Origin of the sequence: Flavivirga amylovorans, assembly GCF_030540875.1 — a bacterium.
In the GTDB taxonomy this organism is placed as follows: Bacteria; Bacteroidota; Bacteroidia; order Flavobacteriales; family Flavobacteriaceae; genus Flavivirga; species Flavivirga amylovorans.
Genome location: NZ_JAUOEM010000003.1, coordinates 152253 through 165140 on the forward strand (window position 1 = coordinate 152253; position 12888 = coordinate 165140).

Sequence of the window (12888 nt, forward strand, 5' to 3'; positions counted from 1 at the left end):
CTTTTCTAATTACTAATTTAACTATCATGGAAAAATACATACTAGCATTAGACCAAGGAACGACAAGCTCTAGAGCCATCGTTTTTGATAAAAAAGGCAGTATCATTTCAGTAGCTCAAAAAGAATTTACTCAGTATTTTCCAAAGCCAGGATGGGTAGAACATGATCCTGTTGAAATTTGGTCAACACAAGCAGGTGTTGCAGCTGAGGCCATAGCAAAAAAAGGATTAAACGCAGAAAATATAGCTGCTATTGGTATTACTAATCAGCGGGAAACGGTAGTTGTTTGGGATAAAAACACAGGAAAACCTATTTATAATGCTATTGTTTGGCAAGATAAGAGAACATCTTCTTATTGTGATGAACTCAAAAAACAAGGGTATGAAAAAACTATAAGAGAAAAAACAGGACTGGTCATAGATTCGTATTTTTCAGGAACAAAGGTCAAGTGGATTTTAGATCATGTGGAAGGCGCCAGACAAAAAGCTGAAGCTAATGAGCTTATCATGGGAACTATTGACACTTGGTTGATATGGAATTTTACAAAAGGAGACCAACACGTGACCGATGTTACTAATGCCTGCCGTACCTTATTGTTTAATATAAATACCATGGATTGGGATGATGAGTTACTTGATTTACTTACCATTCCTAAAAGTATGTTACCAGAAGTGAAACAATCCAGTGAAGTTTATGGGCATACAAAATCAACCTTTTATGATACCCAGATTCCTATTTCTGGAATTGCTGGTGACCAACAAGCAGCATTATTTGGACAAATGTGTACAAAAACGGGTATGGTTAAAAACACTTACGGAACAGGTTGCTTTATGTTAATGAATATAGGAGACAAACCCATTGTTTCTAAAAACAACTTGTTAACTACCGTAGCTTGGAAAATAAACGGAAAAACCACTTATGCCCTAGAAGGAAGTATTTTCATCGCTGGAGCAGTCGTGCAGTGGTTAAGAGATAGTTTAAAGATCATTAGAAATTCGTCAGATGTAGAAAAACTGGCTAGCTCAGTAGAAAGTTCAGAAGGTGTTTATTTTGTTCCTGCTTTTGCCGGATTGGGAGCGCCGCACTGGAACCAGCAGGCGCAAGGCACTATTTTTGGTTTAACTCGAGGTAGTACCGATGCGCACATGGCTCGAGCGGCATTAGAATCCATAGCCTATCAGACAATGGATGTTTTAAAAGCAATGGAAGCCGATTCTGGAATTTCCATAAAAGAATTGCGTGTAGATGGCGGTGCTACAGTAAATAATATGCTCATGCAGTTTCAGGCAGATGTTTTAAATACAACAACGGTACGTCCAAAAGTAGTGGAGACTACGGCCATGGGTGCTGCTTTTTTAGCAGGATTAGCGGTAGGGTATTGGGAAAGTCCTGAAGAGATTCAAGAAATATGGCAAACAGATACGCATTTTAAACCAAATGAAGAAAGAAAGACCATTGATGAAAATATCAAAGGATGGTACAAAGCTATTGATGCATTGGAATATTGGTCAAAATTAGATTAGTATCAATGTTAAGTCCAGACTTATAAAGTCATATTAAAACTAAAAAAACACAAATTTAAACGAGTATCAAGTCTCAATTGAAAATAACAAATCATTCGTATATCAATAATTGTAAATCTTAAATAGAAATGACACCATTTATTGCAGAAATTATAGGAACAGCCATACTTATTTTATTAGGAGGTGGTGTTGTAGCGAATGTGGTATTAAAGAAAACCATAGGTAATAATAGCGGTTGGATCGTTATAACTACAGGTTGGGCTTTAGCAGTTTATGTGGCAGTTGTTATTGCAGGACCTTATAGCGGTGCTCACATCAATCCAGCAGTTAGTATCAGTTTGGCAGTAGCTGGTAAATTCCCTTGGGAATCTTTACCATTATATGTTTTAGCACAAATGATTGGGGCTATGTTAGGAGCATCAATAGTTTGGCTATTCTATAAAAACCATTTTGATGTAACGGATGATGCCGATGCAAAAAAAGCAGTATTCTGTACAGCACCAGCCATAAAACACTCATTTTCTAATTTTTTTAGTGAAGTAGTAGGTACCTTCGTACTCATATTTACTATTTTGTATTTTACTAATGCCACAATAAACGATACAGATACCATTATTGGTTTGGGGTCTCTAGGCGCATTGCCAGTTGCTTTCTTGGTATGGTCTATTGGTTTATCACTAGGAGGAACAACGGGATATGCGATAAATCCAGCCCGTGATCTAGGACCAAGAATTGTACATGCTCTACTGCCAATTAAAAACAAAGCATCCAATGATTGGGGCTATGCCTGGATTCCCGTTTTAGGCCCTATAATTGGAGGAATGTTGGCAGCATTACTTATGCTGGCACTTTCTTAAGGTTAAAAAAATGTTTCTTTAAGAGAAGTAACACGTGTCATTTTGTATATTCATTTTCTAGAAGTACTTTTATAAAGTGATCCTGTTATAGCATAAATTTTTACTAAAATTGAAAACCTTACTGTTTGTTTTTCTAACACTGTTTAGCCTGATATCTTTTGGTCAGGAGTTACCGCCTATTGAAAAATTTACTACAGAAAGCTACAAGGGGGATAACCAAAACTGGATGATTTCACAGAGTGCCAACAATTATATTTACGTAGCCAATAATAAAGGCTTACTGGAATACAATGGTGCTGAATGGACATTATATGCTTCGCCTAACAATACCATTATACGAGCGGTGAACGTTATTGGTAACAAAGTTTATACAGGATGTTACGCAGAGTTTGGCTATTGGATAAAAAATAAATTTGGCACTTTAAAATATAGCTCCTTAAGATCCAAACTTGACAAAAACATGTTGGAGGATGAACAGATCTGGAATATCATCGATTACAATGAATGGGTTATTTTTCAATCTAACTCCAAAATTTATTTTTACAATACAGAAACCGAAAGCTTTAAAATAATTCCAGCTACAAATACCATTTATAAAATTTTCAAAGTAAACAAACGGATCTATTATCACGTAGCAGATAAAGGTATTTATGTTATTGGAAGTGGTCAACCAAAATTAGTCATTGACAATCCTATTGTTAAATCTGAGCGGGTCATCAATATATTTGAAAATGGCGAACATCTCATCATCCTTACCCGAAATTCTGGATTTTACAAGTTTTTAAACGGTAAAATACAAGCATGGAAAATACCTGCGGACACGTTTCTAAAAGGAACCAATGTGTTTAGCAGTATTCAGCTTGAAGATGGCAGTTTTATTATGGGAACAATTTCTCATGGTATCCTACATTTAAATGAAGGTGGAGATATTGAATATCAAATTACTCAAAAAAACGGATTAAGTAATAACACGGTCTTATCCTTATTTGAAGATGAAGCTAATAATGTTTGGGTTGGTCTGGATAATGGTATTAATTGTATTAATGTTACATCGGCCATAAAAACATTTTTTGATTATGAAGGTGTTCTAGGGACGGTTTATACGACACAGGTTTTTAAAAATATCTTGTACATAGGCTCTAATCAAGGATTGTTTTATAGGAAACGACATGCGGTAAATGAACCTTTTAAGTTTATCGAAGGTACCGCAGGTCAAGTATGGGATTTGTTCAATTATAATGATGAATATTTGTTTTGTGGTCATCATTTAGGAACCTTTTTAATTGATGAAAATAAAGCCAGTAAAATAAGTGGCGAATTGGGTGCTTGGACATTTAAACAAATTCCAAAGAAAGAAAATTTGTTACTACAAGGGAATTATAATGGGCTATTTGTTTTAGAGAAACATAATGGATCTTGGAAGATCAAGAATAAAATTGAAGGTTTTAAAAATTCATCCAGATATCTTGAAATTAATGATGCGAATCAAGTATGGGTAAGTCATGAATACAAAGGCGTTTTTAAATTAAAGTTAAATGATAGTTTAACAAAAGTTTTAAAACTGGATATGGAAACGAGTTTGCCTTTAGGAAAAAAATCAAGTTTAAATAAATATAAGAATGAGATCCTTTATGCTTCAGAAGAAGGTATCTTTAAATATAATGAATCAGATAAAGGATTTCAAAGAGATTCAGTTTTAAGCAAAACTATTAAAAATAGTGAATACATTTCTGGTAAACTGGTTGTAGATAAGAATGAAAAACTTTGGACATTTTCAAAAGACAATATAAGTTATATAGAAAACGACGATGTCACTAATAAACCAGTTATTCATGATATTCCAATTCCATCAAAATTAAGAAAAGGTGTTTTAGGATATGAAAACATTTCACTTACCAGCAAAAACACCTATGTTTTAGGCACAGCAAATGGGTATATAACGCTGGACCTATCAAAAATAAACAAGATAAAAGATTATTCAATTCATCTAAACTCAGTCGCTTTACAAAATAAGGATGAAGAGATAAAAGAATATGCCGTTAGCGATGAAAGTGAATTTAATTATAAAGCAGGCATATTGCTATTTAAGTATTCGGTTCCAGAATATGATAATTATTTAGAAGTAAAATATCAGTACAAACTACAAGGGCATTTGAATAAATGGAGTAAATGGACTGAAAATACTCAAGTTACTTTTGAAAATTTGTCTTTTGGAGATTATATTTTTAATGTTAGAGCAAAGGTTGGTAATAAATTATCAAAAAACACACTGTCTTATAGTTTTATTGTACAAAGACCATGGTACATTTCTAATACAGCTTTAATTTTTTACGTATTAGTGCTTTTAATAATTATTTTAATTACCCATAAAGCTTATAAACGTTTTTATGTAAAAAAGTTTGCTCGTGAACAAATGGAGAATAAACAAGTCATTATGCAAATTAAAAACGAAAAATTAAATCAAGATATAGATAATAAAAATAGGGAGTTGGCAATTTCTACGATGAGTATTATTAAAAAGAATAGACTTTTAAATAAAATTAAAAAAGAGCTCAAAAAGAATAAAGATGCAGATAATAATGTAGCCCTTAAATTAATTGAGAGTAACTTAAATGATGCCAAAGATTGGTCTTTTTTCGAACAAGCATTTAATAATGCAGATAAAGATTTTTTGGATAAGATAAAAAAAAGACATCTAGATTTAACACCTAATGATTTACGTTTTTGTGCCTATTTACGCTTAAACTTATCTTCAAAAGAAATGGCACCATTGCTAAATATATCTGTTAAAAGTGTTGAAACAAAGCGTTACAGATTGCGTAAGAAATTAGGTTTAGAACATGACAGCGGACTTGTTAACTATATCTTAAAGTTTTAGAAACACGACACACCCTCTTTTTACCACGACATTACCACTACAAACATGTTAATCCTAATGTTTTAAAGGGTTGACAAGTGATTTTTTTTGATTTTTAACTTTCTAGTGTTTACAAGGTTTTTTAGTCGATAATTGAAATAGTTTCTTCTTTTTAAATACGATGTTCGTTTTTTATCGGCGTAAAAATTATCAATTTCTCAGAGTTAGAGGTTAAGTTTACAAATACTTAATTCGAATTATTACCCAAAAATTAAATCAAGCTATAATTTTGAAACTAAACTAAATAACACACGTATGAAATTAAAACTCTGTTATCAAAAAATTAAAGTGCTGTTTTTGTCATTACTTTTGTTTACTTCTTTAGGAGCATTAGCACAATCACAAAAAACAGTTACAGGAACTGTACTCTCAGCAGCTGATAATATGTCATTGCCCGGAGCTACGGTTATTGTAAAAGGAACCACCAATGGCACATCAACTGATTTTGATGGAAAATTTTCATTATCAGTTGACAGTAGTGGAACTACATTGGTTATATCTTATATAGGATATGTAACTAAAGAGGTTGCAATAACGACTGGTCCAATGAGCATATTATTGGAAGCAGATCAAAATATACTGGATGAAATAGTAGTGGTAGGTTATGGTACGCAAAGAAAAAGCGATATCGTTAATGCCGTTGCTACTACCGATATGAAGAAAGCCATACTATCACCAACCTCAGATGTTAATGAAATGTTGCGAGGTAGAATTGCTGGTTTACAAGTTGATGTGGGTGGCGGTACTTTAAGACCAGGAGGTACTTCAGAAATTCTTTTTAGAGGTCGTGGTTCTATTGAAGGTAATGTAAGTGCCATTTATGTGGTAGATGGTATTATTAGAGATGGTGGTATTGAAGACATCGATCCAGATGATATTGATTCTATTGAGTTCTTAAAAGATGCATCCGCACAAGCCATATATGGTTCTAGAGGTGCAAATGGCGTGGTGTTGATTACAACCAAACGTGGGAAATCTGGAAAAGTTAGTGTTAGTTATCACGGGTTTATAACCACGAAATCAATTGAAAGAAATTTTGATGTTTATAATGGTCAAGAATTTGCGCAATTGAGACGAGAGGCTTTTAGATCGACAAATGCGGATGATATGTATTTAGATGATGCAGATGTATTTTCGGAATTAGAACTTGAATCAATCGCAGATAATCGTTTTGTAGATTGGGAAAATGAATTATTGCGAAATGGTTTTGTTAATAGTCAAGCCATGAGCATCAGTGGTGGTACAGATGTAACTAAAGTGTTTGGTAGTATCAACTACTTTAAAGAAGATGGGCTTATTCCAACTTCAAGTTATACAAGAAAAACATTGCGTTTAAATATAGATCAAAAGATTAGTGATAAATTTTCTATAAATTTTGATTTAAACCTTTTAAATGACGATACAGAACGCGCAGCTAATGTTAATGTAATTACAACATCACCATTGGGTAGAGCTTTTAATGACGATGGAAGTATAACTCGTTTCCCTAGTGGAGAAGAAGACACTGCTGTTAATCCGTTATGGAATCTTAGAGAACAAGACCATGATGAAAAAGGAAATGATTATGTAATTAATGTGACGCCTATCTGGCAAATCACTAAAGATTTACAATACCAATTAAAAACAAATTTAACACGAAGAACGTCTGAAAGAGGTCAGTATTTATCTTCATTAAGTTCTGCTGGTGATGACGTTAGAGGTATTGCAAGAATCGATAACCGATTGGAAGAGTCGTATTTATTGGAAAATATTCTTACTTACGATAAAGTTTTGAATGATAATAATAAGTTTAATGTAACTTTAGTACAGTCTGCTCAAGAAATTCAGACATCACGAACGTTTACAGAAGGTCAAGGATTTACAAATGAAGATTTAGGGTATAACGGTATTACTAGTGCTATAAATAATGTTTTTGTAGAACGTGATGTAAATAGAAGAAGATACTTAGGTTATATGGCTAGAGCACGTTATAGTTTATTTGATAGATATATGCTCGAGGGTACTATGAGAGCAGATGGAGCTTCGGTTAACGGAGAAGACAATAAGTGGCTTTACAATCCAGCAGGATCTTTTGCTTGGAAAATACATAATGAAAGCTTTTTAGAGGATGTAAGTGCAATACAAGAGTTGAAATTTAGAGCCAGTTACGGTTCTTTGGCAAATGATTTGGGACGTCCATATACATCACTGTTTACAGCAGATCCACAACCGTACATATTTGATTCTGAATCTGCATCTGGATTTTCACCCTCAACCACACTGCCAAACCCAGGTTTAAAGTCTGAAAGAATAACAACATTAAACTTTGGTTTGGATTTCTCTTTATTCAATAGATTATTAATAGGTAATATTAACTGGTATGATGCAAGAACTAATGATCTATTACTGAGAAGAGGCGTGCCTTCAATCACTGGGTTTACGGATACTTTTTTTAATGCAGGAGAAATGCAAAATTCAGGTTTAGAAATTGGTTTAACCGCTAATATTATCAATACGGAAGATTTTAGATGGTCAGTTTCTACCAATTGGTCTAATAACAGAAATAAAATATTGGAACTTTACAATGATGGAGACGGAATAGCTATTACAGAAGACAATACGTTTAATTACTATGTAGATCAACCCGTAGGTGTTATTTATCAATATGATTTTGATGGTATTTGGCAAGAAGGCGATGATTTTGCAAATGCACCGCAAGCTAATCCAGATTCCGCATTTCCACAAGCAGATTTAAGACCTGGTGATATTAGGGTTAGAGATACAAATGGTGTAGATGATGATGGTAATATGACGGGTGTACCTGATGGTAAAATTACTCAAGAAGACCGCGTCTTTAAAGATCCTAATCCAGATTGGTTTGGTTCTTTATCTACAACGTTGGCCTATAAAGGATTTGATTTATTTGTGGATTTTTATGCTGTAGAGGGGGCTACTAAAAGAAATCCTTTTTTATCAGATTTTAATAATGGAGGCACACTATCTGGAAAATTAAATGGTGTAAAAGTACCTTACTACACACCAGAAAATCCGTCAACAACATTTCCCAGAGCTAATTTTGATGTAGCGCCTCTGTATTTAAATGCATTAGCAATTAAAGATGCGTCTTACATTAGATTAAGAACGGTGAGTTTGGGTTACACATTATCAGATAAGGTAATTTCTAAATTAAACTTTGATCAAATTAGATTATATGCTACCGCAACTAATGTATTCACAAATACAGATTATATTGGGTATAGCCCAGAAGTAAATATTAGAAGCACCTTTTCTAATGCAGATACAGGTTATCCAGATGCGAGAGCATTTACTTTTGGAATAAGAGTTAAATTTTAAATTTAAAAAAATAATATTATGAAAGCGAAGTTTTTTTATTCAAAACTAAAAGGAGACTTATTGGTATGCATAGCGTTATTTTTCGTTGTGGTTTCTTGTGAAAATTACTTAGATGAGCAACCTAGTACATTAATTGACTCAGATTATATATTTACAACTGAAGAAGGCTTAAAATCTGGCGTAGTTAGCTTATACAAGTTTGACAGAGATAGATATGACCGAAGAATAGAAGATTTTATGGGAGCGGTTTTAATGTCATCTAGAAGTGATTTGGCATTCAGTAGAACAGGTTATACAGGCTTAATGGGCAGATATCAAAGAGGTGTTTCCCCTGTAGATCAAGGTGCAAATTTTGTGTCTACTTTATTCTGGAAACATTTTTATAACATCACAAATAAAGCGACCGAAATCATAAATGCGGCAGAGGTTATAGAAGGTGTAGATGACGATACTAGAAATCAAATTATAGCAGAAGCGAAATTTTTTAGAGCTAACTCTTATTTCTATTTATATAGAATGTTTAATAACATTTATGTAACTACTAAAACTGTAACTGTAGATAATGCATTTGATGTTATTAATGATAAATCCTCTAAAGAAGACATTTTTGCACTTTTAAACAGTGATTTAGATTTTGCGATTGAGCATTTAGAATGGACCGATACGTTTGGTCGTGTTACAAAAGGAACTGCAAAACATGTAAAAGCAAAAGTAGCCATGTGGGAAGGTGATTGGGAAGAAGCTAAAAGTCAAGCTTTAGATGTTATAGAAGATCCAGATAGCCCTCACGGTTTAGTAGCCAATACAGGAGATGTTTTTAAAGGCGATAGAAACCATTCAGAATCATTATTTGTGATACAGTCTCAGGATGACTTATTAGGTGGCGGTGATAACACCATGATGAATGCTAATTATGTAACACAATATTTTCAAATATCTGGCATAGAATCAAATATAGAACAAGGTGGGAGAGGCTTTTCTCGTGTATTACCAAACCTGTATTTGTTGGGTTTAATTTCTGAAGACCCCAATGACACTAGAGACGATGATACCTATTTCAGATTGAAATATTATTATACTTCAGGACCCAGAATTGGAGAAGAAGTAGATAACTATGCACCAATTACAGATCTTAATAATCCCAGTAGTACCTATCAAAGGTATTATCAAAGACAACATCCTTCCTGTATAAAATTTGCCCAGGAGGATGACAATCCCGATTCGTATTTAAATAGAAGTAATATTATGGTATACAGACTCGCAGAGACTTATTTAATTGCTGCAGAAGCTATGATGCGGTCTACAGGCGATCCGCTACCATACATAAATGCAGTAAGAACCAGAGCAAATGCAGCACCATTAACAAGTGTAGATGAGCAGGCTATTTTAGATGAACGTGCTCGTGAACTTGCTTTTGAAGGACAGCGATGGTTTACTTTAAAAAGAATGGGGCAAGCCGTTATAGACAGACAAATTACTAGTTACGCAGGTGATGGTGAATACTTCCCTGCTAATCTAGGTGTGAAAGACCCAAGAACCAATTGGCAACCACATTTTATTAATTTTCCTATTGCTCAAATAGATTTAGATTTATTAGGTGCAGGTTATCCACAAAATGATGGGTACTAATCTTAAGAATAGTTAGAGTTTTTTTAAATTGAGTTAGTTTGTTTTTTTAATCTAAGGGCAATATTATTGCTCTTAGATTTTAATAGTATTTGGTAAATTATTGTGAATAATATTTAGGAGTGGATCCGTCATCCTATGTTTGTATAAAATTAGTTTTTAATAATAGTTCCCAGGTTTATGATAAAAAGTATGCGATATTTGTTTTTATTGACTGTTCTTACAGCTTCAATCGCTTGCAATAGTAATTCTAATAAAAATGAAATCAACTTTGCAGACAATGTGGTTATTGCTCATCGTGGTGCATGGAAACAAAAAAATCTTCCACAAAATTCTATAGCGTCTTTAAAACAAGCCATAGCCCTAAATTGTACAGGGTCTGAGTTTGATATTAGAATGACTTCAGATAATGTACTTGTTGTAACACACGATAGAGATTATCACGGACTGGTTGTTGAAGCGTCAACATATAACGAATTGTCAAAATACAAGCTTTCAAACGGAGAAGCTCTCCCCACTTTAAAACAATATTTACTGGCAGGCATGCAAAATAATAGCACTACTGGTTTTGTATGTGAAATTAAACCTTCAAAAATCGAAGGCCGAAACAGTATGATTGCTAACAACGTATTAAGTTTAATAAAAGAACTAAAAGCAGAACCTTATATTTTATCATACATTAGTTTTAGTTATGATATCTTAAAAAAGATTAAAGTGTTAGATTCCGAGGCTAAAACACAATATTTAGATGGTTCAAAAAAACCTGATTGCTTAAAAAATGATGGTATTTCCGGGTTGGATTATTTGGTTTACAAATACAAAAAACACCCCGAGTGGATTGAAGGTGCTAAAGAAAATGGGGTATTATTAAATGCCTGGGTAGCTAATAAAACTGAAGATTTGGATTGGCTTTTGGCTAACGATTTCGATTATATTACTACAGATGAACCTGAATTGCTTTTTGAAAGAATAAAAAAGAGCCCTACCTATGATGGTTACAAATTGGTTTGGAGCGATGAATTTAATTATCAAGGAAGGCCGGATAGTACAAAATGGGCTTTTGAATATGGTTTAAAAAGAAATCAAGAAAAACAGTATTACGTTGATAGCTTAAAGAATGCTAGAGTAGAAAAAGGGTTACTGGTTTTAGAAACCCATAAAGAAACCATTAAAAACGAAGCCTTTGTTTCTAAAGATGCTAAAGGTTGGAAAAAGAATTGGGAATATGCAAATTATACGGCACCTAGCCTGACCACTAAAGGCATAGCCGAATGGACCTACGGACGTATCGAAATAAGAGCACAATTACCAAAGGGTGTTGGCTTATGGCCAGCATTTTGGATGATTGGCGCAAATTATGATGAAGTAAGGTGGCCGGAATGTGGCGAAATTGATATTATGGAACACGTTGGTTTTAATCCCGATTCTATCTTTGGAACCATTCATACAAAAGCTTATAATCACATGAAAGGCACAGAAAAGGGAAAGAAGATATTCATCGATAAACCTTACGATTCTTTTCACGTATTCGCATTGGAATGGACACCCGAAAAAATGGACTTTATATTAGATGATACGGTCTATAATCATATAGAAAACGAACATAAAACAACACACGAATGGCCATTTGATCAAGACTTTCATTTGAAGATAAATATCGCCGTGGGAGGTATGCTTGGTGGACAAAAAGGAATTGATGATACTGTTTTTCCGCAGCAAATGCTCATAGATTACGTTAGGGTTTTTCAAAAAAAAGAATAAATACATGACATATTATTCAGTAGTACTATTGGTGTTAAGCTTAGTTTTTACAAGTTGTAAAAGTGAAAACAAGAACCCAGACAATAATAAAAGTCAAAACCTGAGTGTAATGACTTATAACATTAGGTTAGATGTAGCTTCAGATGGCGACAATGCATGGCCAAATAGAAGCCATTTTTTAAGTTCACAAGTACAATTCTATAGTCCAGATATTATGGGCGTTCAAGAAGCACGACCCAATCAAATGGATGATTTAAAAGCAGCTTTAAAAGATTATGATGTTATTGGAACAGGAAGAGATGGTGGTAATAAAGGGGAGTTTTCAGCCATTTTTTACAATTCAAAAAAAGTAAAAGTTGAACAAGAAAATACCTTTTGGCTATCAAAAACACCAAACAAAATGTCTATGGGTTGGGATGCTGCATATCCAAGAATTTGTACTTACGGACTCTTTACATTACTTGAAAGCAATCAAAAGATATGGGTGTTTAATACGCATTTAGATCATGTTGGAGCGGAAGCGCAATTAGAAGGGATGGCGTTAATTCTCAAAAAAATAATAGCTTTAAATACTGCTAATCTTCCCGTAATTGTTATGGGCGATTTCAATGTAGAGCCGGATAGTCAGTTAATTGAGAGTCTTAAGCAAAACATGAATGATTCAAAAGATATAGCGAAAATTGTTTTTGGTTCTAACGGAACGTTTAACGGTTTTAAGTTTGAAGAACCAGTGACTAGAAGAATTGATTATATCATGCTTTCTAAATCTAATCATATAGAAGTTGAAAAATATGGTGTTTTATCGAGTTCAATAGATTTAAAATATCCTTCAGATCATTTTCCTGTGTATATAGAATTAATCTTAAAGTAA

Annotated in this window: 7 protein-coding genes; all 7 read left to right on the forward strand. The window is 33.5% G+C overall.

All coding sequences use genetic code 11. The features are described 5' to 3' along the window. Positions 1-26 precede the first annotated feature (26 nt). The 7 genes from glpK to Q4Q39_RS09310 all read left to right on the forward strand — a co-directional run bounded on the left by glpK (position 27) and on the right by Q4Q39_RS09310 (position 12888). Complete coding sequence (gene glpK, locus Q4Q39_RS09280) at positions 27-1523, forward strand: glycerol kinase GlpK (protein ID WP_303282152.1); 1497 nt, start codon at positions 27-29, stop codon at positions 1521-1523. Positions 1524-1651: 128 nt separating this feature from the next. Further along, positions 1652-2380 carry an MIP/aquaporin family protein gene (locus Q4Q39_RS09285; RefSeq protein WP_303282153.1) on the forward strand — a complete coding sequence of 243 codons (729 nt, stop codon included), beginning with the start codon at positions 1652-1654 and terminating at the stop codon, positions 2378-2380. Between the two features lie 109 nt (positions 2381-2489). Then, positions 2490-5258: a triple tyrosine motif-containing protein gene (locus Q4Q39_RS09290; RefSeq protein ID WP_303282154.1), complete on the forward strand. Its 2769-nt coding sequence runs from the start codon at positions 2490-2492 to the stop codon at positions 5256-5258. Positions 5259-5552: 294 nt separating this feature from the next. Further along, complete coding sequence (locus tag Q4Q39_RS09295) at positions 5553-8630, forward strand: SusC/RagA family TonB-linked outer membrane protein (RefSeq protein ID WP_303282155.1); 3078 nt, start codon at positions 5553-5555, stop codon at positions 8628-8630. An 18-nt stretch (positions 8631-8648) separates the two neighbouring features. After that, positions 8649-10259: a RagB/SusD family nutrient uptake outer membrane protein gene (locus tag Q4Q39_RS09300; protein WP_303282156.1), complete on the forward strand. Its 1611-nt coding sequence runs from the start codon at positions 8649-8651 to the stop codon at positions 10257-10259. Between the two features lie 189 nt (positions 10260-10448). Continuing rightward, on the forward strand, positions 10449-12017 hold the full coding sequence (locus tag Q4Q39_RS09305) for a family 16 glycosylhydrolase (RefSeq protein ID WP_303282157.1): 1569 nt from the start codon (positions 10449-10451) through the stop codon (positions 12015-12017). A 4-nt stretch (positions 12018-12021) separates the two neighbouring features. Then, positions 12022-12888 carry an endonuclease/exonuclease/phosphatase family protein gene (locus Q4Q39_RS09310; RefSeq protein WP_303282158.1) on the forward strand — a complete coding sequence of 289 codons (867 nt, stop codon included), beginning with the start codon at positions 12022-12024 and terminating at the stop codon, positions 12886-12888.

What these genes read in the sequence shown, in the direction of transcription:
- Q4Q39_RS09295 (WP_303282155.1), top strand. Translation starts at nt 5,553, where the DNA reads ATGAAATTAAAACTCTGTTATCAAAAAATTAAAGTGCTGTTTTTGTCA.
- Q4Q39_RS09310 (WP_303282158.1), top strand. Translation starts at nt 12,022, where the DNA reads ATGACATATTATTCAGTAGTACTATTGGTGTTAAGCTTAGTTTTTACA.
- glpK (WP_303282152.1), top strand. Translation starts at nt 27, where the DNA reads ATGGAAAAATACATACTAGCATTAGACCAAGGAACGACAAGCTCTAGA.
- Q4Q39_RS09285 (WP_303282153.1), top strand. Translation starts at nt 1,652, where the DNA reads ATGACACCATTTATTGCAGAAATTATAGGAACAGCCATACTTATTTTA.
- Q4Q39_RS09305 (WP_303282157.1), top strand. Translation starts at nt 10,449, where the DNA reads ATGCGATATTTGTTTTTATTGACTGTTCTTACAGCTTCAATCGCTTGC.
- Q4Q39_RS09300 (WP_303282156.1), top strand. Translation starts at nt 8,649, where the DNA reads ATGAAAGCGAAGTTTTTTTATTCAAAACTAAAAGGAGACTTATTGGTA.